Below are 24,377 nucleotides of genomic sequence, written 5' to 3' on the forward strand. Positions count from 1 at the left end.
AGTTCTTTCTAGAAGATAGTGCGCTTGCGCGCCTAAGCAACCGTAAAGGCGTGCTGAATTAATTTATTTTTCGGATTAAAACGTATTTTTATCGGTAATTTGTCTATCCAAGCCGGATCGAGGTACTCTAAGTGTGGAACAGTTATGATTTTATCCCCAAGAAAAATTGCGGGAAGGCTATAACGGGCATCAAACGGTACTCCTGTTTTCTTGAGCAGAGGATTCGCTTCGCAGAGCTTCTGCCACCCTCTCTCGCCCAAGGCTTGCAGGACCAATCCCTTATCCTCCATAGCCTTATGAATATGAACATAAAATCTGTTATCCCAAAGAAACTCAGAATCCGATTTCAAAGAAATTTGTGGTAACTTTCTGGTTTCACGCACCACAGTTATTTTCTCAATAGACCCGATGATCTGACACCCCGATAAAGTTGATTTGACCTCAGATCCACTCAGCAGGTCTTCAACCAAACGATCAACTTTCACCAGTCCGGGAGAATAATTTCCTCCCCCGATCGTCATGAGGACTTTTTCTAACGCCCGCGCAAGAATGTCACGATTAGTTGTTGTCGATTCGCTGATATCAATCTCGGCAAACCCCACAGAGTTAATAATTACACAGCGATCAATAAAATTGTTTGTTCGGATTTCCAAATTGCGACGTATTCGACCCAGGTTACGATTTATTCGGGTAAGTGCAGTCCCTTTAAGCCCCTGGCGTTCCATAACAGGAAGATGCTGACGCAATCGGTTTCTGAGGTAGTCGCCCTTATGATTACTTGGCTCCTCTATCCAGCCCCATCCTCGGTTCCTCAATGTTTCAAGCAACCTATTTTTGGGGATAGAGAGTAAAGGTCTGACAAAACTCAAGCCCCCGTCGTCTTGCCGCAATGCTGACATCCCCGCAAGGCCATCAGCACCGCTTTGACGAAGTAAGCGCATCAGGAACGTTTCAATCTGATCATCATGATGATGCCCCAAAGCCAAATAGGAAATTTCATTAGCTTCACACCACTTTGCAATCGCTTGGTATCGACCTTCTCTTGCCTGAACTTGGATGCTTCCCTTAGCGCCCGGTTCTCGCTCCCAGTTCAAAATTTGGTGTTCTATTCCTTCAAAAGCCAGTCGAGCACCAACCCAACTTGCCTCAAATTCAGATTCAGAACGCAGTCCGTGGTCCACCGTAACCGCAAAGAGGTTACCACCTTGAGCATCAATCCATTCTTTGAGAAGGAGACACAGAGCCATGCTGTCGGCCCCACCAGACACAGCGAGGCCAAGTCTCAATGGCGCACGGGGAAAAGTAAATGCAGACATTAAACCTGCAAACTCTTCCCCGTTAAGAGGCCCCTCTCGAGGCAATAATGTCGACTTGCCGTCAATCACGGCTAACTCACTGTGTTAATTAATATTATTGGCAGTTTAGTCGTTGAGTTTCTTGGCCGGCGCGCTGCTTGATGATCGCCGTTGAATTCGGATAGCGGTTCAACAATTCACTAAACGTTCCACAAGCATCTGCTGTATTGCCAAGAGACGAAAGGGACAGTCCAAGTTTCAACAAATTATCCGGCGCTTTGGAACTGCTCGGGTAGCGTTGAAACGAGTCAGCAAAAGTGATCGCTGCTTGCTGGTAATCACCACGAACGTAGTAAGTTTCCCCCAACCAGTAAGTCGCATTTCCCGCAAGAGAATCTTCTGGGTGGCGCTCAACAAAAGTTGAGAACGCCTGCTCGGCATCGTCATATCTGGCCTGACGCAATAATCCAAAAGCATAATCGTATTGTTGTTTAGGCGTATCGCCAGGAAGATTATAAGCACCAACTTCATCAGACCGTAGCCCGCCCTGAATAAGGCTTTGTGGTGAAGCACTATCAACAGCAGTATTCGGTGCGGTTGTGGCTTGTTGTTGCGTGTTAAAATTATTTAAGTCATCCGCATTCACCGTCCCAAGTACGCCCGGTTGGCCAGAGGCTTGTGGCTGTTGCGGTGTTCCTGTTTGAGAAGTATTCAAGTTGGAGACTTGATTTTGCCCGGTCGTATTACCGTTTTCAAGATTCTGTAACCGTAGATCCGTATCCGCCACCAACTTATCCAGACGCTTTCCAATCTGACTGAGTTGGAAGTTGACCTCTTCAAATTGTCCGGTGAGTTTACGCATCTGATTTTCAACTTGCGACAAGCGCAACTCAACTCGTCCAGAATTTACGCCTCCGCCCGTATCCGATCCGACAGCAGCCAGATCAGCCGCAGAAGGTGTTTTTCCTTGGTAGACGTGTTGTTGGAGGGTCACGAGTTCACGTTGCAAGCGATCAATCTTGTTAACCAGCCCTTGAACTTCAGAATTTTGTGCCCAGGAATTTGCCGGAAAAGCCAGCAAAACTACAACGGCACCGGCAACCATGCGGAAGGTTTTCCAATGAACGGCTATCAATGACATCTTTTTCACACCCTCGAACAATAAATTACAGCCTCCCTTATACTGCGCCATATTGGTAACAATGTGGCACGCGTTAGGGAATTCAAATCCAAAACGAAAAAATCCCGTTCGGTTTGTTACAACCAAACGGGATTTTTAAATAACAATCGATGCGCTTAGTTTACAACAAAGACAGCACGACGGTTCTGAGCCCAAGCTTCATCAGTAGAGCCCAATACAGCTGGACGTTCTTTACCGAAGCTTACAACCTGAAGACGATTAGGGTTTACACCCAAAGCAACAAGGTAATCACGTACGGAATTAGCACGACGCTCACCAAGCGCAAGGTTGTATTCACGTGTGCCGCGCTCATCAGCATGACCTTCAACAGTCAAAGTAACTGATGGGTAGCTGTTAAGCCAAACAGCAAGAGCTTCGGTTGTTTTCTGACCTTCAGCTTGAAGATCATTTTGGTCATAACCAAAGAAAACACGGTCGCCAACGTTAACGACGAGATGCTCAAGTGAACCTGGCTGAGGTCCTTGGATGGAAGAAGAATCAACAGAAGAAGACTGGTCAGTTGTACCAGTTGTCGCAGACGCCCCGTCATTGGACCCCCCTGCTGTGTCATCGGAATTGCTAGCACAAGCACTTAGGAAAAGTGCCGCGGCAAACATGGTAATCAACTTAAAGCGCATTTTGTTTCGCCCTCTCGAGTAATACCCGGATACTAAATTGTTAAGATGATCCGTAAGAAATATCGGACCAACGAAGAAACTCTAAAAACCCCCTGTTACACCGATTAAATCGGGAAACGCCCATGACTATAACGATATAACAGAGGTTTATCAAGTAATTCAGCTTACTGTAGCAGTGGTGACCATGCAGGGTCTACACCATCAAGAGGTGTAACAACCTGCCGCTCGTTATAACCGGAAAGATCAACGGTATAAACGTTGCTCTTCACCTTACCACGACTATCAGACTTACCCTGTTTATAATATGACAGCACACGACCGTTTGGTGACCACGTTGGTCCCTCCACGTGATATCCTTCAGCCAGCATACGCTCTCCAGAACCATCTGGCTTCATAACACCGATATAAAACTTTCTACCAGAGAGACGTGTGAAAGCAATAAGATCTCCACGCGGTGACCACACAGGTGTCGCATAACGTCCTTTGTTAAAAGAGATTCTTTTAACATTACCACCCGTGATATCCATTACATAAAGCTGCTGGCTCCCACCACGATCAGAGTTAAACACAACCTTAGATCCATCTGGCGAATAAGACGGTGATGTATCAATCGCAGGATCATTCGTCAGTCGATTGAACTTTCTTGTCCGAAGGTCCATGGAATAAATCTCTGTATTTCCCCGGTCTGCCAAGCTCATAACCACTGAATTACCATCGGGAGAAAAGCGAGGAGCAAAGCTCATGCCCTTAAAGTTTCCAAGTGTTTCTTCCCGCCCTGTTTGAAGATCCAGGAGCTTAACTTTTGGAACATTACCCTCAAATGACAAATATGTGATCTCTTGCGATGTTGGTGAAAAACGAGGCGTAAAGACATCAAAACGACCATTGGTCAGGAATTTATGGTTAAAACCATCCTGATCCATAATCGCCAGACGACGTTGGCGCCGATTCTGGGGTCCGGTTTCAGATACGTAAACGATCCGGGTATCGAAATACCCACTCTCACCAGTCAGACGTTTATAGATAGCATCAGATATCCGGTGCGAAATGCGGCGCCAGTTGGTGCGTGTCGATGTATAGGAAAATCCCGTCATCATGTTCTCGGCATAGACATCCCAGAGACGAAACTCGACCTTTACCTTACCGTCCCCCTGAACCTGAACCTTACCGGTTATCAAAGCCTGAGCATTAATCAGGCGCCAGTCACCAAAACGCACACCCACTCTGAGCGAGTCGCGATCTTGGATGAAAGCTTTATCGTCGATCGGCTTGAACAAACCTGTTCGCTCTAAATTTGCAGAGATAACAGCAGCCATATCATGACCAAGTAACTGTTCTTCCGGTTGCCCTCCGTGGAAATCAGCGACTGCTACGGGCAAAGGCTCAACAAAACCTTCCGTAATATTCACATTGATTTCGGCCAGCGCAGGGAAAGTGCCGACAACAACTCCCAGAGTCCCAGCTACGGCAAGAAATATACCGCGCGTTGCCTTTAATAAATTCACTATTCTTCTCCCGTTCATTGTCCGAACATTTTTGACGGATCAAAGTTCCAATTCACTGTCTGCCAATCATCATACAGATCAATTGGAAGATTATAAGGCGCGCAGCTAATTACCGCTCTTCGGGCATTTTCAGCCGCTGTTTTAAAGTAAGCGTCTTTGTTAAATCGATTCTGGTCAACAACTCGTACGTCACTGACACTCCCGTCACGTCGTAAATCGACTGATATTTCGACCATCATTTCTTCAGCCTGCAAAGCGCCAGCATCCACGCGCCAACACCTTTTCATCTGCTGCTGCAAAGAGCGCTGAATATCATTTATTTGTGACGCAGAAGCCCGCTTTCTACTTGGGTTATTGTTCGTCTTCCCTGTCGTGGTCGTCTTTTTAGGACTCGACTTAAGCTTATCAACGTTCTTGAGAATAGACGTAAGCGCGTCCACTTTGGGCTTAGGCTCTTCTTTTTCCTCAACCACCTTTGGTTCAGGTCGCTTCGGTGGCTTGGGCCGCAACTTAGGTTTAGGCGGCACAATTTTTTGCGCTTCTTCTACCTTGGGCGTAGGTTCTGGTTCGGGAACAGGTTCCGGCTCAGGCTCAACATTTTGAATAATTTCAGGCTCAGGGGCTTCTACTTTAAGAGGCTCTGGCTCAGGTACAGGTTCCGGTTCTGGGGCAGGTTCCGGAACAGGCTCGGGTTCTGGCTTAGGCTCTGGCTTAGGCTCCGGTTTCGGAGCCTCTTCAGGTTCGGGCTCTGGTTTCGGCGGTTCTATTGGCTCGGGTTCCGGCTCTTCCTGTTCAGGGACGGGCGTCGTTTCTTCCGCCAAATCTGCCAGTACAACAAATTCTACCGGCACCACCTGCTCAGCAAGAAACGGCTTGTTGAAGCGTGGCAATCCAAAGATCGCAAACGCCAATAACGCCATATGTAAAAATAAAGAAAGAGCAACGCCCATACGCATGATATTCGCGACTACTTCTCTTCTTGAGGGAGTTCGGCGATCAAGGCAACCCTGTCATAGCCAGCACGATTAACCAAGCCCATGACCTGCATAACTCGACCATAATCAATCGTCTTATCACCGCGCACATAAACCCGTGTATCAGGTTTATTTTCGGTGATCGCGTTCAGACGAGGTACCAACTGATCTTCTTCAATTTTGGCTTCTTGGATAAACAGCTCACCCTTGGCATTAACGGTAATGACGAGAGGCTCTTCCGAAGCGTTCAAAGTCTTTGCCTGTGTTTTAGGTAAATCAACAGGCACTCCGACAGTTAACAGCGGTGCAGTCACCATGAAAACGATCAAAAGAACCAACATCACATCGACAAAAGGTGTGACGTTAATATCGCTCATCGGTTTACGGTTAGAGCGATTCCACCGCCGACTTCCTTTCCCACCGCTGCCACTTAATGTCGGAGCCGCCATATTAGTGCTCCTCTAACTGACGGGAGAGAATCGCGCTAAATTCACCGGCAAAAACTTCAAGTCTTGCCCCGTAACGGCCAATGTCACTTGATAACTTGTTGTAAGCCAAAACCGCAGGAATAGCAGCAACAAGGCCCAGTGCTGTAGCAAAAAGTGCCTCGGCAATCCCCGGAGCAACAACCGCCAAACTGGTATTTTTTGATGCGGCGATAGACGTAAAGGCATTCATGATCCCCCAAACGGTTCCAAACAAACCGATGAAGGGAGCAGAAGACCCTACTGAGGCAAGAAAAACCATTCCCCGTTCCAGAATATCCATTTCCCGATTAAGGCTAATGTCCATAACTCTATCGATACGCTGTTGCAGACTTACCCGCGCATGATCACTTCGATTACTGTTCCCGCGACTACTGGCGCGTCGCCATTCACGCATCGCAGAAATAAAGATACTCGATACAGGGTCTGAGGGACGCTTTTCTATGCGATCATACAAGTCGTCAAGCGACCCACCAGACCAGAAAGCTTCGTCAAATTGGTCAGCCCGTTTGCGCAGACTGCGTAATTTAACAATCTTATCAATCATGATCGCCCAAGACCAAATCGATGCAATGACCAAAATAAAGATCACGACTTTGACAATAATATCAGCCTGAAGGAATAGTCCCCAAGCGCTCATATCATGAATTGCAGAAGCACCACCAAGAGCGACTGAATCAACAACATCACCACCAAGACCTACGGTCTCAACTGTCTCAATTACTTCATTTGCCATTTTTTTTGGCAGCTCCCTTTAGAACCCTAAAACTTATTCCCCAAAAGACATCAGGGTTTGGCTAATTTCAGCCGGGATCCTTGCGGCCCCCCCCTTCTCACTGACGCAGGCAATACGAATATCACACTGTACCAACGTCTCATCCCCTCGCAGGATGATCTGTTCAAATGAAAAGCTAGCGCCCTTCATCTGAATAACACGCGACCGGACTTCCAACAGATCGTCAAGATACGCAGGCTGTACGAACTTAAGAAAGCAATCTTTTACGGCAAAAAAAAGGCCAAAACGCTGACTTAATTCTGTTTGTTCAAGCCCAAGGAGTCGAAGGATCTCCGTTCGAGCGCGCTCTGCGAACTTCAAGTAGTTGGCATGATAGACTATTTTCGCATTATCAGTGTCTTCGTAATACACCCGAACAGGAAAATGGTGGACATTATTTTCCAAAGCACCAGACAGAGGAAGGTCACAAATTTGCTTCACCGTCATTCTTCCTTTGCGTCCGCTGTTCCACTTTCCGGTACATTTCCAGAAAGTAAATCCATCTGTGTAGATCGACGTGAAGACACTTCAACAGGCTCATTCAAGCCAAGGTATTTATATCCCGTACTGCTCAGCATGCGTCCTCGGGGTGTACGTTGAAGAAGCCCCTGTTGAATCAGGTAGGGTTCAATAACATCTTCAATAACATCTCGTTGTTCGGATAGCGCAGCGGCCAAAGTTTCCGCGCCGACGGGACCGCCGCCATAATTCTCTGCGATGACACGCAGGTACCTGCGATCCATTGCATCAAGACCTTTTTCATCAACATCCAAACGCCGGAGTGCGACATCGGCGTCAGCAGCCTCAATTAACTCGACGCCAGCGACAGATGCAAAGTCTCGTACGCGTCGTAACAACCGTCCGGACACGCGCGGCGTGCCCCTTGCGCGACGCGCTATTTCAAAAGCACCATCATCACTCATCGGCGCTTCCAAAATTCTGGCTCCACGCGCAACGATTTGTTGTAATTCTTCAGGCTCATAGAACTGAAGCCGTAGTGGAATGCCAAAACGTTCTCGAAGGGGGGTAGATATTAATCCTGATCGGGTGGTTGCCCCAATCAATGTAAAGGGCGGTAAATCAATCTGAACAGACCGGGCTGCAGGTCCTTCACCAATTATAAGATCAAGTTTAAAGTCTTCCATCGCCGGATAAAGAATTTCTTCGACAACGGGCGATAGCCGGTGGATTTCATCGATAAACAATACATCATGAGATTCTAAATTCGTGAGAATCGCCGCCAAATCTCCAGCCTTGGCAATCACAGGTCCCGATGTCGCACGGAACCCGACCCCAAGCTCTCTTGCTACGACTTGCGCTAGGGTCGTTTTCCCTAGCCCCGGAGGACCAAAAAACAGAACATGATCGAGCGCTTCACCGCGTTGTTTTGCAGCTTCAATGAAAATATGTAAATTTTCTCTGAGCTGACGTTGGCCAATAAACTCTCCGAGGCTAAGAGGGCGCAGTGATTTCTCGGCACCGTCACCTTCAGAAAATTCATTTGAGACCAATCTGTCTTCGCTCAACGCATTAACTCCGATAAACCACCTTTAATAAGTTTTTCAAGCGGCGCATCAAGCCCCTGCTCGCTAGATACTTTAGCAACCGCGCTATAAGCTTCTGAACGCCGATAACCTAAATTAACCAAGGCAGAAACCGCATCTTCCGAAACGGCAAGAGCCGGTGTTGCGTTTCCTTTGTTCTCTGAAGACGTGTTGACGACTTGCCCCGATACTCCAAGAGAAAGCTTCGCTATTTTATCTTTAAGTTCGTTAACAATCCGAACAGCAAGCTTAGGGCCGACACCGCTCGCACGTGTCAGTGTCGTTTTATCTTGAGCTGCAATCGCAACAGAAAGTTCATCGGGAGAAATCGCAGACAAAATAGCCAATCCAACTTTAGCTCCAACACCCTGGACCGTGCCAAGGATGAGATACCATTCTTTTTCAGCCTGAGTAGCAAAACCAAAAAGATGTATATGATCTTCGCGAACATGGGTTTCGATCAAAAGACTTGTAACTTCACCTTCTTCAGGAAGAGCCGAGAGCGTTCGACTTGAACAAAAAGCGATATACCCGACACCACCAACATCAAGCATGACCCAGTCATCACCTGTGGAATCTACTTTTCCCGTCAGCTTCCCGATCATCGGAACTTCTTCCCTCCAGCCCTACCGGGCTTCTTTTTTGCTAATCGGGGGTCAGCGATACCTGCTTTTTTTAAAGCAGCCACTATTGGATCTTCAACTCCCGCAGCCCATTTACGCCCTGTTGAGACATTATGGGCATGACAGATCGCAATTGCCAATGCATCAGCGGCATCTGTCGAAGTTGCCTTACATCCAGGCAGCAACCTTTCAACCATCATCAGGACTTGTTCTTTGGTTGCATGCCCAGTGCCCACAACTGATTTTTTGACAATCATAGGCAGGTACTCGCCAACAGGTAGGCCCACAAGCGCAGGTGTAATCAAGGCAATACCACGGGCCATACCAAGCTTTAAGGTCGAACTGGGATTTTTATTGGCGAGCGTAATTTCAACAGCCGCTTCATCGGGTTGATAATCACTTAGAACAGCTTGAATACCATCATGGATTTCCACGAGACGTTTAGGTAATTCGTTGGTAGAAAGCGTTTTGATCACACCATTGGCAATATGGTGTAGTCGATTGCCTTCAGATTCGATAATACCCCACCCGGTAAAACGAAGGCCGGGATCTATTCCAATGATCCGCATTATTCTTAGACCCGGCCTCCACTAATTAACCAGCCGTAAGCTTGGCCATAATTTCATCATCGATTTCAAAATTCGCACTGACGCTTTGAACATCATCATTATCATCGAGAACATCAATCAACTTGAGCATCGTAGATGCCTGATCTTCATTGAGTGCGATTGTGTTCTGGGGTTTCCAAACGAGACCAGATTCCGTAGGCGCATCAAATTTTTCCATCAAAACATCACGTACTGAAGCAAAATCGTCTGGTTCACAGATAATTTCATGATCATCATCTGTGCTCTCGACGTTCTCGGCACCAGCTTCTACAGCGGCCTCAAACATCGCATCTGCATCAGCGACATCAGCAGGATAAATAATGGATCCAACACGATCAAACATAAAGGAAACACTACCTGTTTCACCCAGGTTCCCCCCAAGCTTAGCAAACGCGGTTCGAACTTCAGAAGCAGTGCGATTCCGATTATCAGTTGAAGCATCAACAATTACCGCAACACCCGCAGGACCGTATCCCTCATACCGGACATCTTCATAGTTCGCGACTTCTTCACCGCCAGCAACCCGCTTTACAGCACGATCGATGTTATCCTTGGGCATATTTGCGGCACGCGCAGCAATAATTGCATTACGTAATGTAGAATTTTGTTCAGGATCGGGCATCCCAGAGCGGGCAGCAACCATAATTTCACGGGTATGACGCGCAAATATCTTAGCCCGTTTTTTATCCTGAGCACCTTTGCGGTGCATGATGTTCTTAAATTGTGAATGACCTGCCATGAGCAGACTTCCTAGCTCAGATAATTAAACGAAACATTTCAATGTTTATCTAGCAGGATTTCTTGGACAGAAGAACCCCTAATAGGTTCTATTTTAACATTTCTGGTCATTTTTTGACCGTATCAAAGTAAAGTATTAACTAAAGTTTAAGCTAAAATCGCTATTGTTGAGCGACAATAGAGGGCCCATATTGGTATTTCCTCATTTTGATCGGTAAATATCATGGCAGAAGAATTTCATATTATCGACTTTCCAGAAGATAATCATATCGATGCTAAGGAATTCTCTAAAATCGCAAAAAATGCTGCCGAATTAACTGAAGATTACTCTTTTCATGCAGGACTTGATGCCCTCAACACCTTACTCTCTATCACAGAGGGAGAGCCAGCAATAATTCCCGCACAGTCCACACCTCTCGAACAGGCAGGTGCCATTGCTTCGGATACTTTGGCGCAAGCAAGCCTGATGATTGATGAAGTGAGACGGTTCAAAACTTTGTCAGCAGAAATAGCAAAACACAGTTAAATTTAGTATGAGTGAGATAAAGCATTCCCCGCGAGGTTTGCACTTTTTAAGTTTTCCCCAACTTCATAACCACTAACGTTCAAAGATTGCCTGTCATCATTCAAGTTGAGGTACTGTTTGAGAAAGCCTGCCGCCGATTCGTACAGGCTCTACGCGGATGGCCAATCCTGTGCGATCATCCGTTTCCACATATATCGCCGATAAAGTAGCCTCCCCGCTAGCAGGGCTCATACGCTCTGTAGGCATTTTTCGAACAAAGCGGGCGATCGGCACTTCTTTTTTCATCCCGATCACAGAATCGTAGTCCCCGGTCATCCCTACATCGCTCTGATACGCCGTACCGCCAGGTAAAACAGTATGATCAGCAGTCGGAACATGGGTATGAGTTCCAACGACAAGACTAACTTTACCATCCAGAAAATGTCCCATAGCCATTTTTTCACTGGTGGCTTCTCCGTGAAAATCAACAATAACGGCTGAGAGCCCTTGTTGTCCCATTTTGTAACGGTCTAGTATTTTTGAAATAGCGGCAAAAGGATCATCCAATGGGTCCATAAAGACACGCCCCATCGCATTCATAACCATGACTTTGCGTCCGCCGGGAGCTTCATACAAAGCAGCACCACGCCCTGGCGTTCCCTCTGGAAAATTTAAAGGACGTAGAAGGCGTGTTTCATTATTTATATAAGTAATGCACTCACGCTGATCCCAGCTGTGATTCCCGCCTGAGACGACATCTGCTCCACAGTCAAAGAACTGCTTACAGATTTTTTCTGTGACGCCAAAACCCGAAGCAGCGTTTTCCCCGTTTACAACGACAAAATCCAACTTCAAATCACGACGTAAACCAGGCAAATGTGCAACAATAGCATCACGCCCAGAGCGACCAACGACATCACCACAGAACAACAGTCTCATTTTACTTCCTTCAGAGTACGCCAAGAAATACCCAAAGCATCTCGGCACACTGTCACATTTATAATCTTGCAGAAGGTATAAGGTTTCTGTGCGTCTGAACCAAGGACTATTACGAGATTTGTTCTGGCAAGATGAGGAGAGCCGCCTCTCCGCCACCAATCAATATTAGGTGCCTGCCCCTAAAGATATGACTTCTTCTTCGGTTGCGATCCAATCAAGAGGTTGATCGTAAGGGCCGCGAATAACCGCATCCATTTCCTGTGCGGCATAAGCAATACCAATAGCCGTTATAGATTTTATTGCTCTCAGTTTGTCAAGGGTTCGATCATAAAACCCACCACCATAACCGAGTCTGTATCCAGCCCGGTCAAAAGCTAAAAGCGGTACAAATAAAACATCGGGTTCCAGCACTTCTTTATCATCCTGAGGTTCGCGAGTCCCAAAACCAGCATCATTCAGCGCGTCGCCCGGCGTCCAACTTCTAAAAATAAGGGGTTTTCCGGCACCAAGCATAACCGGCAGCACAGGTCGATAGCCTTTGTCGTGCAACGCATTAAGCAGGGGCATCGGATCCAACTCATCACCAAGGGGCCAATAAGCAGATACAATCGCACCTTCAGGAAAATCAATGGTGTTAAATAACTTACGGCATAATTCATCAGCCGCATTAGGTAAAAGATGAAAAGCCTCTGCACGCTTCTTTTTCGCGTCTTTTCGAAGTGCTTTTTTTAACTGATCAATATCGTGGGTATCTATATCTGTCATCGTTTCCCCCTCACTGACTCAAACTTGAGAGTCATAAGCTATTGCAATTTTTCAATAACCCGAAAGGGATCAAGTGGTGCCACAGTAACCGTTAGTTCCAAGTCCTCTTGTGGCCTGCAGTGCAGGTGGGCGCCATATACCAAGACCACGATCTCAGCAGGGACAGCTCCCGAAGAAGAATTTAGGCCCCAGGGAAATTACGAACCCCACGCGTTCCGTAGCACCTGTTTGATCTTTTACTGACTTTCCAGACGGGCGGCAATAGATTCCAACCGATCAGCACAACTTTCCAGCGCTGTAGCGACTTTCTCTACCTCAACTTCGTCATCAACAGAAGATTTACGATCCTCTTCTGACTTTCCATCATCAATTTTGATGTAAGCTTCATGAAGCTCATCCGCAAGCATTAAGCTTCCCATCAAAAGTAAATGCGCCTCGCTCACTTGCCCCATACTGCCCTTCAAATCATCAATTTTTTGATTAATGTATTTGGACAGACCCAAGAGATGATCTTCTTGGCCATCTTGGCAACTGACTGAATAACGGCGTCCATTCACATTAAGTGTTACTTGCGCCATCTTATTTCTCCAGTGCTTCAGAAAGTTGGCCGATCACAGAATCGAGACGATCCCCGACGTCCTGCTTTAAATTTTTGAGTTCCGAATTTTCTTTCACACTCAACTCAAGATCATGTTGCAACTTCGAAATTGATCCGCTGGAGTCGCGCAACCTTGTATCCACACTTTTTTCTAATGCTTCAACGGCAGCCGTAAGGCGACCAACAGCTTTCAAAATTCTTGTCATATCTAAAATAAGCCACTTGCTGATATATGGTTGCCTAGTCAATAACTGGGCAGGATCAATGACTAACAGAATATGGACCTTCTGTCAGTAAGATCAATAGGCTGTCACAGAAGTCTTTTTGTTCTTCTTTATATAACGATTAAATCTATGTTATGACAGCTATTCCAGACAACCTTATTGACCTCGGCTAAGCAAAGGGGCATTTTGCCGCCGTTAATGGCCCTCTGTCCTAATAACTGGGCAGGATAATCTGAACCCAACTGGGGACCTTGAATATGACTGCACTGCGCCTTCCCGTATCTGCTGCGGACGCCGCGCCAGGTAGCAACCACACGGATATGGCTAATGCCATTCGTGCTCTTTCCATGGACGCCGTTCAACGCGCGAACTCTGGACATCCAGGAATGCCCATGGGCATGGCCGACGTTGCTACTGTTCTCTTTAGTCGCTTTATGAAATTCGATCCACTGCGCCCAGACTGGGCCGACCGCGACCGCTTCGTGCTTTCCGCAGGTCATGGATCAATGTTGATGTATTCTCTGCTTCATCTGACCGGTTACCCGGATATGACGATGGAACAGTTGAAGAATTTCCGTCAACTCGACAGCATAACAGCTGGTCACCCTGAATTTGGCCACGCTACCGGCATTGAAACAACAACTGGCCCTCTGGGTCAGGGAATTGCAAACTCTGTTGGTATGGCTCTGGCCGAACGGATGCTTAATGCTCGTTACAACAACGACATTGTCGATCATTATACCTACGCGATTGCAGGTGACGGCTGCCTAATGGAAGGTATTAGCCATGAGGCAATATCGCTTGCTGGTCATCTAAAGCTCAATAAACTTATTGTTCTTTTTGATGACAATGGCATTACTATTGACGGCTCTACAGACATGTCTGTGTCTGATAATCAGCTGATGCGCTTTGAAGCCTGTGGCTGGGATGCCGTCGCTATTGATGGTCATGATCCAGAAGCAATTGCAAAAGCCATCGAAGCTGCCCGTAACAGTGACAAACCATCATTGATCGCCTGTAAAACGGTCATCGGTTATGGCGCGCCAAGCAAAGCAGGTACGTCCAAAACCCACGGCGCCCCCCTTGGTGATGAAGAAATCGCTGGCACCCGTGAGAAAATCGGTTGGCCGCATGCGCCTTTCGAAATTCCGGAAAACATTCTCAAAGCCTGGAGAGCCTCCGGCAAACGTGGTGCAGCTCATTCCGCGGCATGGGATGAAAAGTTTGCCAAACTGCCTGCTGATCAACGCAAGACATTTGAAGATCAAATGGCTGGAAAACTTCCTGAAGGGTGGAAAGATTCATTCAGCGCTTACAAAACCAAAGTTGCTGCGGAAGCCCCTAAGTTGGCTACCCGGCAATCTTCACAGAATACTTTGGACGAGTTAACAGCACTGATTCCACACATGATTGGTGGCTCTGCTGACCTTACAGGATCTAACAACACCAAATCCGGAAGCCAGGGTCCGGTAACGGCTTCTGATTATTCCGGTAGTTACGTTTATTACGGCGTCCGTGAACACGCGATGGCCGCAGCTATGAACGGCATGGTCCTTCACGGTGGCTTCATTCCATACGGTGGCACTTTCTTGGTCTTTACCGATTATTGTCGCCCTTCAATCCGCCTGTCAGCCCTTATGAAACAACGTGTCATCTATGTGATGACCCACGATTCTATCGGCCTTGGTGAAGATGGACCAACACATCAGCCTGTTGAGCATCTTGCATCGCTTCGCGCCATTCCAAACCTCAACGTCTTCCGTCCAGCGGATGCTATTGAGACTGCAGAATGCTGGGAACTTGCCCTCGAAAGCGAAGACACACCTTCTGTGATTGCCTTGACGCGCCAGGGTCTTCCTGCTCAGCGGAAAGATCTTTCTGATAACTATTCCAGCTACGGCGCTTATATCCTGAACCCATCTGTTCTGGATCGTCAGGTTACGCTGCTTGCTTCTGGATCAGAAGTTGAGATTGCGATCGCTGGTCAGAAATTATTGGAAGAAATGGGAATCGGCACTGCTGTTGTTTCCATGCCTTGCTGGGAAATTTTCAAACTGCAACCTCAGCATTACCGTGACGAAGTTCTCTCACCTGGAACATTGACTGTTGCCGTTGAGGCCGCACTTCCTTTTGGCTGGCACGAGTGGATTGGACAACAAGGTGCTTTTGTTGGCATGACTGATTTCGGCGCATCGGCACCGATTGATCAGCTCTACAAGAAGTTCAAAATCACCCCTGAAGCTATCGTCAACGCTGTCAAAGCCCGCCTATAAAATCGGCTGTAGATTAGACAAGAACTTTGTTAGGAAAAACGATGACTGACACACTTGCCGATATCGCCCAGGCCCTCGTTGCTACGGGTAAAGGCATCCTTGCTGCAGATGAAAGCACTGGAACGATAAAGAAACGTTTCGATTCTATTTCTGCAGAATCAACAGAAGATTCACGCCGTGATTATCGCGAGCTTCTTTTTCGCGCTAAAGGTGGCAACCAATATGTTAGCGGTGTCATTCTTTATGATGAAACGCTTCGCCAAAATGCCGCTGATGGAACGCCTTTAAGCAAGGTTCTTCAGGATCAAGGCATCATCCCTGGTATTAAAGTTGATCTCGGAGCAAAACCGCTTGCCGGACATCCCGATGAAACAATCACAGAAGGCCTTGATGGTCTTCGTGAGCGTTTGAACGAATATGCCCAATTAGGTGCAAAGTTCACGAAATGGCGCGGGGTCTATCACATTACAGATCAATCCCCGAGCCTTGCGGCTATTCACGCCAACGCTCACGCCTTGGCACGCTATGCCGCGCTTGCTCAAGAAGCAGGTCTTGTGCCGATTGTTGAACCTGAAATTCTCATGGATGGCGATCACGACATCAATGTTTGCCAAGCTGTGAGCGAAGAAGTTCTTCGTTCTGTCTTTACAGAACTGGCCAATCAAGAAGTCGAACTAGAAGGTATTTTGCTGAAACCCAACATGGTTATTGCTGGGCAGAAGTGTCCGGACCAAGATTCAGTAGAAGAAGTCGCAGATCGCACCGTTGCAACCCTCTTGCGCTGTGTACCTGCGGCTGTTCCCGGTATCGTTTTCCTTTCAGGCGGACAAACCGATGAACAGTCAACTGAGCACTTGAATGCGATGAACAAAATGTACAGTAACCTACCATGGAAGCTCAGCTTCTCATATGGCCGGGCGCTACAAGCGGCCCCCCTCAAAGCTTGGGCCGGAAAAAAAGAGAACGGATCTGCAATGCAGAGCGCGTTCCTAAAGAGAGCAGAAGACAATAGTAAAGCTTCGACAGGCACTTACTAAAAATCTTCAAAAAAGAAACGCCCCGACCGCAAGGTTGGGGCGTTGTACTAAGGGGCAAAAGCTCCACAAAACGTAACTAAATATAAAAAAATAGGTTCCAAATTATGACAGTTAAAGTTGGAATCAATGGTTTTGGTCGTATTGGTCGCCTTACTCTTCGCGGAGCTATTGAGACTAATCGTGATGATATCGAAATCGTTGCCATCAATGCATCGGGTGATCCTTCCATACACGCCCACATGCTTAAATTCGATTCTGTGCACGGCACACTCAATGCCGATGTTGATGCGGATGATGAACACATCATCATCAACGGCAAAAAAATCAAAATGCTTCACGATAGAGATCCGGCCAAATTACCTTGGGGTGATTATGGCGTTGATATTGTTCTGGAATGCACCGGCGCCTTTAATAATGTCGAGGGATCTTCTCTGCATATGGTTGGTGGGGCAAAGAAAGTTCTGATTTCCGCCCCCGCTAAAAAGGGCTGCGATCTGACTGTCGTTTACGGCGTCAATCACAAGAAACTCACAGCCGATCATAAGATCGTCTCCAATGCCTCTTGTACAACAAACTGCCTCGCACCAGTTGTCGATGTTCTACAGAATACCATTGGCATCAAAAATGGTTTTATGACCACCACCCATGCGTATACTGGTGACCAAACAACCGTCGATTCAAAGCACAAGGATCTCCGCCGCGCACGTGCTGCTGCCGTTTCCATGATCCCAACATCCACAGGCGCTGCCCGCGCAATTGGGGAAGTACTTCCCGTTTTGGAAGGTAAACTTGAAGGCAACGCCATTCGCGTACCGACTGCGAATGTCAGCTGTATTGATCTGACCTTCACCGCGGAACGAGATACCACTGTTGAAGAGATCAACAATGCAATGATCGAAGCCTCTAAAGGCTACCTAAAGGGTGTTCTTGGCACCAACGCACTGCCTTTGGTTTCTTGTGATTTCAATCACAACCCATTTTCATCTGTGTTTGATACCACCCAAACACAGATCATCGGTGGAAATTTTGTCCGTGTTCTCGCCTGGTACGACAACGAGTGGGGCTTCAGCCTTCGCATGTTGGATACCGCGGCCGCCATGGCAAAAAGCCTTTAAACACATATAAGTCTTAATAAAAAACGGGGTTCACAAGAATCCCGTTTTTTATTAAGTTCCAAATCAGCTATTCGCTTTTAGGATATGAGCTATACTTTGTCGCCCATTGCCAGTTTGTAACTCCTTAGGTATGAAGAGCTATGAATTCTGAAATTTACCTTCTTACCCCTCCAGAAGTCCTGAGCGGTGAACTCGCAATAGATCAATTCGTACCTTCGCTCTTAAAGGCACTGGACGGAGGCCCTGTTTCCTGTGTTCTACTCTCTGGAACGGCAAATTCAGAGGTTTTCTTACAAGAGATCGCCTCAACATTGCGCCCTTTGGTACAAGAACGAAACATTGCCTTTCTAATCGAGGACCATTTCAAACTCGCAGCTTCTCTCGGTTGTGATGGTGTACACCTGACTTCAGCAGAAAATTTCAAAGACGCGCGGGAGTTCTTGGGAGACGACAGTATTGTTGGCGTTGATTGCGGGATTTCCAGACATGATGCAATTCTTGTTGGAGAGGCTGGTGCAGATTACGTCGCCTTTAACAACCGCAAGCCATTACCCGAAATTGATGATCCCGATGTCCGTGCGTTCGAAGAAGGTGGCCCAAGAGGATCTGATTTATTGACCTGGTGGCAAACAATGATGACACCGCCTTGTGTGTCAATGGATGATGTTTCGATAGCTGACGCAGTCTTGCATGCCGAAGCCGGGGCAGATTTCGTCGCCGTTCAAAATGCAGTTTGGCAACACACCGCTGATCCAGCTATAGCTATAGCAGAAATTAATGAGGCAATTGCCTGAAACGTCGGTAACTGATAGGTTCCCTGCGGATACGAATACGACACACCTAATTATTATGTTATTTGACAACTGAAGATGGGCACTGATCATGAAAATTAACGGAAATGCCATTCGCCCTGGCAATATTATTGAGTACAAAGGCCGCTTGATGCGTGCGATGAAAACTCAACATACACAGCCGGGCAAAGGTGGTGCGTACCTCCAAGTGGAACTCAGAGATATCCGCGATGGTACCAAAATGAACGAACGTTTCCGCGCAAGTGAGGATGTTGATCGTGTACGTCTGGATCAAATTGAATACCAGTTCCTTTTCCGTGACGGAGATATGCTCAATTTCATGAACAATGAATCTTATGAGCAAATTGCCCTGCATGAAGACATGGTTGGCGAACCTGTAATATTCCTACAGGACGGCATGGCTGTTACAATCGAACTTTTTGAAGAAGAACCAATTTCTGTTGTTCTACCTGACACTGTAACCTGCGAAGTTGTAGAAGCAGATGCTGTGGTTAAAGGTCAGACAGCATCGTCTTCTTACAAGCCTGGTGTGCTGGATAATGGTGTACGCATCCTGGTTCCGCCACATATTGCGGCGGGCACAAGAATTGTCGTGAATACTGCTGACGGCAGTTACGTAGAACGCGCAAAAGATTAAGACATCACACGAAAGCACTTTGATTGTGCTTTTTGACAAACTTACGGAAAGTAACTTCGATGGTATATCGTTCACCACGCATAACCGTTATGGTCCGCGCAGCAGAAAAAGCCGCCCGAAGCCTCAAACGCGACTTTGGTGAAGTCGAAAATCTGCAGGTATCTAAAAAAGGCCCTGCTGATTTCGTTTCAACAGCCGATCTAAAAGCAGAAAAAATTCTTATCGACGAGCTTAAATGGGCACGTCCTGAATTTGGATTTCTAACAGAAGAAGCTGGTGTTGAAAAAGGCGAAAGCCAAGACGAACGTTGGATTATTGACCCTCTGGATGGCACAACCAATTTTCTACACGGCCTTCCTCATTTTGCCATTTCAATTGCTCTCGAAGTACGTGGTGAAATTGTAGCAGCTCTGATTTATGACCCGATCAAAGATGAAATGTTCACAGCAGAAAAAGGTAAAGGCGCTTATTTAAACGACAAACGTCTACGTGTTTCCGCAAGAGTAAGCCTTGATAGCGTCGTCGTAGCAACAGGTACACCTTACCTTGGTCACGGTGATCGCGGTCCTTTTCTTCGTGAAATTAACGCTGTAATGGCTCAGACCGCGGGTGTTCGCCGTTGGGGTGCCGCAGCGCTTGATCTCGCTTATGTAGCAGCAGGTCGGTATGACGCTTTTTGGGAACGCGATTTGTCTCCATGGGATGTCGCCGCGGGGATGTTAATTGTGAGTGAAGCGGGTGGTGCTGTGACCCAAATTGACGGTCGCCAGTTCAAACTCGAGAACAAAAGCATTCTATGTGCAAATATCGACTTGCATCCTAAAATGGTTAAATTGCTCAAAGATGCTGCTAAAGACTAATCAGAGTTAAGAAATCTGTGGTTTCCAGCACAATTTTCAAAAAAATTAGGGGTTCGTTTATACGAACCCCTTTCTTCTTTTTGCCTTATCTATTGTCGTATCCGCTTATCAGCATTAAGCTACGCGTCAAGGTTCACGTTGGGAATCATCCTGGGGGATATAAGTTGTTCAAGCCTATGCGCTATATGTTAAAAAATCGATATATTAATCGCTCTGCAATTCTACTTGCAGGATGCTCTGGCGTGGCACTTTTAAGTACTACGGCACCATCATTGGCCCAAAACACGATGATCATTGGCGGGTCGGGTAGTTCAGGGGTCTATATCAACGAGCAGTTGATCGGATCTGCCCCAGCTTATTCCAACAGTTATTCTTATGGATCTGGCCCAGGAAACATCCCGTCAGGATATCCAGGTAGTACGGGAAGTGAGTACCTGAACCGTCCTGGAAACCTTCTTTACCCTCCGCAAAATTACCCGCACAGTCAGATTACAATACAAAACTTTTCTGACTTCCAAACATCAGGATATGCACCACAAGGCAATGGCACCCAAGGTTACAATAATCAAGGGTACAGCGCCTCGGCTTATTCCCCACAGGGTTATCATCAACCCGGATTAGCATCTGGTAGTAGTCTGTATAACCCCTATGGCCAACCCCTGGTTCCTCTAGCACAAGTGTCTAAAACACGTGTTGCCAGCACAGGTGGCCTGCCACAGTATCCGACTCAGGTTCCTGCTTTCCAACCGCAGTCTCAACTCCTTGTGCCACCTCCTGCAGGAAGAGCACAGACAGCAACACCGGCAAGAACAACGAACACTGCCTCAATAGCCTCGACACCTGCACCGTCAACACCAAAGACCATTATCGATGTGACACCACCTGCAGCACCAAAAGCTCCAAAGACGGTAGAAGCTCCGCTACAGATAACCCCCACACAAAAGAACAATGTACCAAGTCCTATCACCCCTCCAGCCCCAAAAATTGTGGAAGTGACACCTCCCAAGCCGGAGCCTGTCGCAAAAGCACCGACACCTCCAAAACTTGAAACAGTTACAGCTAAGGTTGTCGCTCCTCCGAAGCCAGAGGTTACAAAATCCCCGGCACCGGCACCCGTAATTGAAACAGTCACAAGCGAACCGGTACTAGCTCCCCCACCCGTTCCTGCTCCAGTTACGGCAGACGCAACCTCGAGCATCCCTAGTGCTCCGGCAATTGCAGAACCTAGCTTGGTTGAAAGCACCGCGGAATTAGCGCCCCCTCCTGCACCGTTAAATCCTCCGACAACGGAAACCGCAGCTATTGACCTTAGTGCTCCGCTAAAACCAATGAAGTTGTTCTTTCAGCCTGACCAAGCGGACCTCAGCAACGACGCACGCTCTCAGCTAAATCAATTAGCAGATGTGCTCCTTGCAGATGATTCCAGAATTATCCAACTTCTTGCTTACGCTAGCGACAACGAAAGTGGTGCGCAAGCCCGCCGGGTATCTCTGTCACGCGCATTGGCCGTAAGGGGTGTTTTAATGGAACGCGGCATCCAAAGTACTCGAATGCATGTCCGCGCCCTTGGAAACAAGTCGAAAGACGGCAATCCCGATCGCGTCGAAATCATTCCGGTTAAGAACTAATCGACCATAAACTTTAAAAGGGTTGCACTTGCTTAGCCTTAGTTTCGCCTAACCGCATATGTAACCTGCGCAGAGTTATTTATTTACAAGAGGCGCCTCACGTATGAAACGGCCAACACGTTATCTCATCCGGATGGGTATCTTTCTGGGCATCGTTACAATTGCGGTTGCAGCACTAGCTCCCAGTCTTCAAGAAGCTTTCCTTGCGAATGCAGTGATGAATGGGATGATTCTGGGCGTTCTCTTCTTTGGTATTATATATATATTTCGCCAGGTTCTCTCTCTAAAGCCTGAACTTGCCTGGTTGGAAAACCTCAAACGTGAAACTGAGGGCGGCCTTGTCTTCGCGGGAACCTTTGACGAAATCAGGCAACCTAGGTTGCTCGGTTCCATGGCAACGATGCTTGGCGAAAAAAAAGGAAAACTCAGCCTTTCCACCCTATCAATGAGGACTCTTTTGGATGGCATTTCAAGCCGGATAGAAGAAAGCCATGACATTTCACGCTATCTGATCGGCCTTTTAGTGTTTCTTGGACTACTGGGCACTTTCTGGGGGTTGCTGGATACCGTCAATGCGGTTGGACAAACAATTTCAGGCCTGAGTACGACGGCTGATGACCCTTCAGCCATGTTTGATGAGTTAAAGGCAGGCCTTGCAACACCACTATCCGGTATGGGAACGGCTTTTAGTTCATCTTTATTTGGCCTAGCCGGCTCGCTAGTTCTTGGTTTTCTTGAGTTACAGGCAGGTCAGGCTCACAATCGCTTTTTAAACTATCTCGAAGAATGGCTTTCAGGCATAACCAAGCTATCAAGTGGAGGTCCGGGAATTGATGGGGACCAATCTGTTCCCGCCTATATCTCCGCATTACTAGAACAAACCGCTGAAAGTTTAGAAAAACTTGAACGCACCATGTCCAGAGATGAAGACGAACGCGTCAAATCCAATCAAAGTCTGATAACATTGACAGAACGCATGTCCACGCTCACCGATCATATGCGGGCAGAACAAAGTGTGATGCTTAGTATTGCTGAGACACAAGCCCAGCTAAAACCCATATTAGGGCAACTCGCACAAGTACAAGTACGTCCTCCCGCAAATAATGGAATTGACGAAGCTTCCCGCGGACACTTACGAAACATGGATCTGAGGCTGGAGCAACTTTCAGGAGACATCAACAGTGGTCGGGAAAGTGCTATTCAAGAAATTCGGAGTGAAATCCGTTTATTAACACGAACATTGGCAGCCCTTGCAGAAGGGGAATAAGCTTTAATGTCTTTCTCAAGTCGCAGAAGCAACCGTAGATCCATCAACATATGGCCAGGCTTTGTGGATGCTTTAGCAACACTTCTGCTGGTCATTATTTTTGTTCTAATGGTATTTATGGTTGCACAGTTCACCCTGAGCAATGCCCTGAGCGGGAAAGACAAAGCCCTTAGTAATTTAAACAGAGAAATTAGCGAACTTGCTGAGCTTCTTTCACTGGAAAAATCTGCTAATACCCGACTGAGAACCAGTGTCACGCAACTCACAACCGAATTACAGAGTTCGATATCTTCACGTGACAGCCTTGCAAATCAACTCGCTTCCCTGTCTCAGGATAAAGAGAATCTTGAAGGAGAGCTTGTTTCTGTCAGCAGCAAATTAAAAGACCTGATCAGTGCACATGCCTTGCTTCAAGCTGATAAAAATTTGCTCGCGAAAGACAAAGAAGTCTTAAAATCCGAAAAAGACGACCTTCTTGACAGCAAAAAATCTATTGAAGAACAACTTTCCATTCTTGAACTTGCTGCTGCAAAACTTTCTGCTGAATCCGCTCGTGTTAACGCAGAACTGGAAGATGCATACAAGGTCGTTGAGGCAGATAGAGAAAAGATTGAAACTCAACTCGCTGAGATCGCGCTACTCAAAGAAATAAGAGATAACCTGACACAAAAGCTTACCAATGCAGAAAGTGATATCACTGGACAGAAAAAACTCACAACAGAGGCTCAAACCGAAGTTGTTCTCCTCAACCAACAAATAGCTGCCCTTCGAAAACAGCTTTCGGATATCTCGGCCACTCTGGATATAACCGAAGCAATAAATGCAGCCCAAGAAACTCAAATCATAGATCTTGGTAAGCGCCTGAACGTTGCCCTTGCAACAAAAGTTCAACAGCTGGCAAAATATAGATCTGAGTTTTTTGGCCGCCTCAGAGAAGTACTTGGCAACCGACAAGACATTCGGATTGTCGGAGACCGTTTTGTCTTTCAATCCGAGGTTCTCTTCACAAGTGGCTCAGCCACACTTGAAGAGGGAGGAAGAAACCAACTGGGACAGCTTGCAAACACGCTTAGAGAGCTCTCAGCAACCATCCCGACCGAAATCGACTGGATATTAAGGGTAGATGGTCACACCGACGTACAACCCATTTCCACCCCAGAGTTCCCCTCAAACTGGGAACTCTCAACTTCACGTGCGATATCGGTGGTGAAGTATCTTATTAGCCAAGGCATTCCTGCCTCACGACTTGCAGCAACCGGATTCGGGCAGTTTCAACCGTTAGACAACAGTCGCGACGAGATTGCCTTTAGGCGCAACCGCCGCATCGAACTTAAATTAACTCAACGCTAAAT

Annotated in this window: 26 protein-coding genes and 1 other RNA gene; 10 read left to right on the plus strand and 17 right to left on the minus strand. The window is 47.1% G+C overall.

Annotated elements, in window-relative coordinates; genetic code table 11:
• Positions 1 to 32 precede the first annotated feature (32 nt).
• The 12 genes from tilS to ACFSKO_RS00710 all read right to left on the minus strand — a co-directional run bounded on the left by tilS (position 33) and on the right by ACFSKO_RS00710 (position 10,366).
• The gene (tilS, locus tag ACFSKO_RS00655) at positions 33 to 1,385 is read right to left on the minus strand and encodes a tRNA lysidine(34) synthetase TilS (protein WP_380247325.1); all 1,353 of its coding nucleotides are present in this window, start codon (positions 1,383 to 1,385) and stop codon (positions 33 to 35) included.
• Positions 1,386 to 1,410: 25 nt separating this feature from the next.
• Positions 1,411 to 2,436 (minus strand): tol-pal system protein YbgF, encoded by a 1,026-nt coding sequence (ybgF, locus tag ACFSKO_RS00660; protein ID WP_380247327.1) that lies wholly within the window; start codon positions 2,434 to 2,436, stop codon positions 1,411 to 1,413.
• Positions 2,437 to 2,591: 155 nt separating this feature from the next.
• Positions 2,592 to 3,113 carry a peptidoglycan-associated lipoprotein Pal gene (pal, locus tag ACFSKO_RS00665; RefSeq protein ID WP_380247329.1) on the minus strand — a complete coding sequence of 174 codons (522 nt, stop codon included), beginning with the start codon at positions 3,111 to 3,113 and terminating at the stop codon, positions 2,592 to 2,594.
• Positions 3,114 to 3,277: 164 nt separating this feature from the next.
• A complete protein-coding gene (tolB, locus tag ACFSKO_RS00670) occupies positions 3,278 to 4,636 on the minus strand; it encodes a Tol-Pal system beta propeller repeat protein TolB (protein WP_380247332.1) in 1,359 nt (452 codons plus the stop codon).
• Positions 4,633 to 5,574 (minus strand): hypothetical protein, encoded by a 942-nt coding sequence (locus ACFSKO_RS00675; RefSeq protein WP_380247334.1) that lies wholly within the window; start codon positions 5,572 to 5,574, stop codon positions 4,633 to 4,635. Before ACFSKO_RS00675 ends, tolB begins: the two co-directional genes overlap by 4 nt.
• Positions 5,575 to 5,585: 11 nt before the next feature.
• Entirely contained in the window at positions 5,586 to 6,041 is a 456-nt protein-coding gene (gene tolR / locus ACFSKO_RS00680; RefSeq protein WP_380247336.1) for a protein TolR, read from the minus strand.
• A 1-nt stretch (position 6,042) separates the two neighbouring features.
• Positions 6,043 to 6,813 carry a protein TolQ gene (gene tolQ, locus ACFSKO_RS00685; RefSeq protein ID WP_380247338.1) on the minus strand — a complete coding sequence of 257 codons (771 nt, stop codon included), beginning with the start codon at positions 6,811 to 6,813 and terminating at the stop codon, positions 6,043 to 6,045.
• Positions 6,814 to 6,846: 33 nt separating this feature from the next.
• Positions 6,847 to 7,299 (minus strand): tol-pal system-associated acyl-CoA thioesterase, encoded by a 453-nt coding sequence (ybgC, locus tag ACFSKO_RS00690; RefSeq protein WP_380247340.1) that lies wholly within the window; start codon positions 7,297 to 7,299, stop codon positions 6,847 to 6,849.
• Positions 7,296 to 8,378, minus strand: a complete 1,083-nt coding sequence (gene ruvB, locus ACFSKO_RS00695; protein ID WP_380247343.1) for a Holliday junction branch migration DNA helicase RuvB — start codon at positions 8,376 to 8,378, stop codon at positions 7,296 to 7,298. The genes ybgC and ruvB overlap by 4 nt, the downstream gene beginning before the upstream one ends.
• Positions 8,375 to 9,001 carry a Holliday junction branch migration protein RuvA gene (gene ruvA / locus ACFSKO_RS00700; protein WP_380247345.1) on the minus strand — a complete coding sequence of 209 codons (627 nt, stop codon included), beginning with the start codon at positions 8,999 to 9,001 and terminating at the stop codon, positions 8,375 to 8,377. The genes ruvB and ruvA overlap by 4 nt, the downstream gene beginning before the upstream one ends.
• A complete protein-coding gene (gene ruvC, locus ACFSKO_RS00705) occupies positions 8,998 to 9,588 on the minus strand; it encodes a crossover junction endodeoxyribonuclease RuvC (RefSeq protein ID WP_380247347.1) in 591 nt (196 codons plus the stop codon). The genes ruvA and ruvC overlap by 4 nt, the downstream gene beginning before the upstream one ends.
• A gap of 25 nt (positions 9,589 to 9,613) precedes the next feature.
• On the minus strand, positions 9,614 to 10,366 hold the full coding sequence (locus tag ACFSKO_RS00710; RefSeq protein WP_380247349.1) for a YebC/PmpR family DNA-binding transcriptional regulator: 753 nt from the start codon (positions 10,364 to 10,366) through the stop codon (positions 9,614 to 9,616).
• A 222-nt stretch (positions 10,367 to 10,588) separates the two neighbouring features.
• On the opposite strand from ACFSKO_RS00710, the gene ACFSKO_RS00715 reads away from it, so the two are divergent.
• On the plus strand, positions 10,589 to 10,891 hold the full coding sequence (locus tag ACFSKO_RS00715; RefSeq protein ID WP_380247351.1) for a hypothetical protein: 303 nt from the start codon (positions 10,589 to 10,591) through the stop codon (positions 10,889 to 10,891).
• 96 nt (positions 10,892 to 10,987) lie between these two features.
• On the opposite strand, the gene ACFSKO_RS00720 is transcribed toward ACFSKO_RS00715, so the two are convergent.
• From ACFSKO_RS00720 to ACFSKO_RS00740, 5 genes are all read right to left on the minus strand, one after another.
• Positions 10,988 to 11,809, minus strand: a complete 822-nt coding sequence (locus ACFSKO_RS00720) for a TIGR00282 family metallophosphoesterase (RefSeq protein ID WP_380247353.1) — start codon at positions 11,807 to 11,809, stop codon at positions 10,988 to 10,990.
• Positions 11,810 to 11,974: 165 nt separating this feature from the next.
• Positions 11,975 to 12,574 carry a 5-formyltetrahydrofolate cyclo-ligase gene (locus ACFSKO_RS00725; RefSeq protein WP_380247355.1) on the minus strand — a complete coding sequence of 200 codons (600 nt, stop codon included), beginning with the start codon at positions 12,572 to 12,574 and terminating at the stop codon, positions 11,975 to 11,977.
• Positions 12,575 to 12,646: 72 nt separating this feature from the next.
• Positions 12,647 to 12,801: non-coding RNA, 6S RNA (gene ssrS, locus ACFSKO_RS00730), on the minus strand.
• A 9-nt stretch (positions 12,802 to 12,810) separates the two neighbouring features.
• Positions 12,811 to 13,152 carry a cell division protein ZapA gene (locus tag ACFSKO_RS00735; protein WP_380247357.1) on the minus strand — a complete coding sequence of 114 codons (342 nt, stop codon included), beginning with the start codon at positions 13,150 to 13,152 and terminating at the stop codon, positions 12,811 to 12,813.
• 1 nt (position 13,153) lies between these two features.
• Positions 13,154 to 13,378 (minus strand): hypothetical protein, encoded by a 225-nt coding sequence (locus ACFSKO_RS00740; RefSeq protein ID WP_380247359.1) that lies wholly within the window; start codon positions 13,376 to 13,378, stop codon positions 13,154 to 13,156.
• A 275-nt stretch (positions 13,379 to 13,653) separates the two neighbouring features.
• On the opposite strand from ACFSKO_RS00740, the gene tkt reads away from it, so the two are divergent.
• The 9 genes from tkt (at position 13,654) to ACFSKO_RS00785 (ending at position 24,375) form a co-directional block, all read left to right on the plus strand.
• Positions 13,654 to 15,669, plus strand: a complete 2,016-nt coding sequence (tkt, locus tag ACFSKO_RS00745; protein WP_380247361.1) for a transketolase — start codon at positions 13,654 to 13,656, stop codon at positions 15,667 to 15,669.
• Between the two features lie 41 nt (positions 15,670 to 15,710).
• Positions 15,711 to 16,706 (plus strand): class I fructose-bisphosphate aldolase, encoded by a 996-nt coding sequence (locus ACFSKO_RS00750; protein ID WP_380247364.1) that lies wholly within the window; start codon positions 15,711 to 15,713, stop codon positions 16,704 to 16,706.
• Between the two features lie 104 nt (positions 16,707 to 16,810).
• Positions 16,811 to 17,821, plus strand: a complete 1,011-nt coding sequence (gene gap, locus ACFSKO_RS00755; RefSeq protein WP_380247366.1) for a type I glyceraldehyde-3-phosphate dehydrogenase — start codon at positions 16,811 to 16,813, stop codon at positions 17,819 to 17,821.
• Positions 17,822 to 17,961: 140 nt separating this feature from the next.
• A complete protein-coding gene (locus ACFSKO_RS00760) occupies positions 17,962 to 18,615 on the plus strand; it encodes a thiamine phosphate synthase (RefSeq protein ID WP_380247368.1) in 654 nt (217 codons plus the stop codon).
• Between the two features lie 88 nt (positions 18,616 to 18,703).
• Positions 18,704 to 19,270 (plus strand): elongation factor P, encoded by a 567-nt coding sequence (efp, locus tag ACFSKO_RS00765; RefSeq protein ID WP_380247370.1) that lies wholly within the window; start codon positions 18,704 to 18,706, stop codon positions 19,268 to 19,270.
• Positions 19,271 to 19,329: 59 nt separating this feature from the next.
• Complete coding sequence (locus ACFSKO_RS00770) at positions 19,330 to 20,130, plus strand: inositol monophosphatase family protein (RefSeq protein ID WP_380247373.1); 801 nt, start codon at positions 19,330 to 19,332, stop codon at positions 20,128 to 20,130.
• Between the two features lie 242 nt (positions 20,131 to 20,372).
• Positions 20,373 to 21,758 (plus strand): OmpA family protein, encoded by a 1,386-nt coding sequence (locus tag ACFSKO_RS00775; RefSeq protein ID WP_380247375.1) that lies wholly within the window; start codon positions 20,373 to 20,375, stop codon positions 21,756 to 21,758.
• A 103-nt stretch (positions 21,759 to 21,861) separates the two neighbouring features.
• Positions 21,862 to 23,025, plus strand: coding sequence for a flagellar motor protein MotA (locus ACFSKO_RS00780; RefSeq protein WP_380247377.1), 1,164 nt, complete (start codon positions 21,862 to 21,864; stop codon positions 23,023 to 23,025).
• Between the two features lie 6 nt (positions 23,026 to 23,031).
• A complete protein-coding gene (locus tag ACFSKO_RS00785) occupies positions 23,032 to 24,375 on the plus strand; it encodes a peptidoglycan -binding protein (RefSeq protein WP_380247379.1) in 1,344 nt (447 codons plus the stop codon).
• The last annotated feature ends 2 nt before the right edge of the window (positions 24,376 to 24,377 follow it).

It is taken from the genome of Kiloniella antarctica (assembly GCF_042682825.1).
GTDB classification, from domain to species: Bacteria; Pseudomonadota; Alphaproteobacteria; order Kiloniellales; family Kiloniellaceae; genus Kiloniella; species Kiloniella antarctica.

What these genes read in the sequence shown, in the direction of transcription:
- ybgF (WP_380247327.1), bottom strand. Translation starts at nt 2,436, where the DNA reads ATGTCATTGATAGCCGTTCATTGGAAAACCTTCCGCATGGTTGCCGGT.
- pal (WP_380247329.1), bottom strand. Translation starts at nt 3,113, where the DNA reads ATGCGCTTTAAGTTGATTACCATGTTTGCCGCGGCACTTTTCCTAAGT.
- tolB (WP_380247332.1), bottom strand. Translation starts at nt 4,636, where the DNA reads ATGAACGGGAGAAGAATAGTGAATTTATTAAAGGCAACGCGCGGTATA.
- ACFSKO_RS00675 (WP_380247334.1), bottom strand. Translation starts at nt 5,574, where the DNA reads ATGCGTATGGGCGTTGCTCTTTCTTTATTTTTACATATGGCGTTATTG.
- tolR (WP_380247336.1), bottom strand. Translation starts at nt 6,041, where the DNA reads ATGGCGGCTCCGACATTAAGTGGCAGCGGTGGGAAAGGAAGTCGGCGG.
- tolQ (WP_380247338.1), bottom strand. Translation starts at nt 6,813, where the DNA reads ATGGCAAATGAAGTAATTGAGACAGTTGAGACCGTAGGTCTTGGTGGT.
- ybgC (WP_380247340.1), bottom strand. Translation starts at nt 7,299, where the DNA reads ATGACGGTGAAGCAAATTTGTGACCTTCCTCTGTCTGGTGCTTTGGAA.
- ruvA (WP_380247345.1), bottom strand. Translation starts at nt 9,001, where the DNA reads ATGATCGGGAAGCTGACGGGAAAAGTAGATTCCACAGGTGATGACTGG.
- ruvC (WP_380247347.1), bottom strand. Translation starts at nt 9,588, where the DNA reads ATGCGGATCATTGGAATAGATCCCGGCCTTCGTTTTACCGGGTGGGGT.
- ACFSKO_RS00710 (WP_380247349.1), bottom strand. Translation starts at nt 10,366, where the DNA reads ATGGCAGGTCATTCACAATTTAAGAACATCATGCACCGCAAAGGTGCT.
- ACFSKO_RS00715 (WP_380247351.1), top strand. Translation starts at nt 10,589, where the DNA reads ATGGCAGAAGAATTTCATATTATCGACTTTCCAGAAGATAATCATATC.
- ACFSKO_RS00720 (WP_380247353.1), bottom strand. Translation starts at nt 11,809, where the DNA reads ATGAGACTGTTGTTCTGTGGTGATGTCGTTGGTCGCTCTGGGCGTGAT.
- ACFSKO_RS00725 (WP_380247355.1), bottom strand. Translation starts at nt 12,574, where the DNA reads ATGACAGATATAGATACCCACGATATTGATCAGTTAAAAAAAGCACTT.
- ACFSKO_RS00735 (WP_380247357.1), bottom strand. Translation starts at nt 13,152, where the DNA reads ATGGCGCAAGTAACACTTAATGTGAATGGACGCCGTTATTCAGTCAGT.
- ACFSKO_RS00740 (WP_380247359.1), bottom strand. Translation starts at nt 13,378, where the DNA reads ATGACAAGAATTTTGAAAGCTGTTGGTCGCCTTACGGCTGCCGTTGAA.
- tkt (WP_380247361.1), top strand. Translation starts at nt 13,654, where the DNA reads ATGACTGCACTGCGCCTTCCCGTATCTGCTGCGGACGCCGCGCCAGGT.
- ACFSKO_RS00750 (WP_380247364.1), top strand. Translation starts at nt 15,711, where the DNA reads ATGACTGACACACTTGCCGATATCGCCCAGGCCCTCGTTGCTACGGGT.
- gap (WP_380247366.1), top strand. Translation starts at nt 16,811, where the DNA reads ATGACAGTTAAAGTTGGAATCAATGGTTTTGGTCGTATTGGTCGCCTT.
- ACFSKO_RS00760 (WP_380247368.1), top strand. Translation starts at nt 17,962, where the DNA reads ATGAATTCTGAAATTTACCTTCTTACCCCTCCAGAAGTCCTGAGCGGT.
- efp (WP_380247370.1), top strand. Translation starts at nt 18,704, where the DNA reads ATGAAAATTAACGGAAATGCCATTCGCCCTGGCAATATTATTGAGTAC.
- ACFSKO_RS00770 (WP_380247373.1), top strand. Translation starts at nt 19,330, where the DNA reads ATGGTATATCGTTCACCACGCATAACCGTTATGGTCCGCGCAGCAGAA.
- ACFSKO_RS00780 (WP_380247377.1), top strand. Translation starts at nt 21,862, where the DNA reads ATGAAACGGCCAACACGTTATCTCATCCGGATGGGTATCTTTCTGGGC.
- ACFSKO_RS00785 (WP_380247379.1), top strand. Translation starts at nt 23,032, where the DNA reads ATGTCTTTCTCAAGTCGCAGAAGCAACCGTAGATCCATCAACATATGG.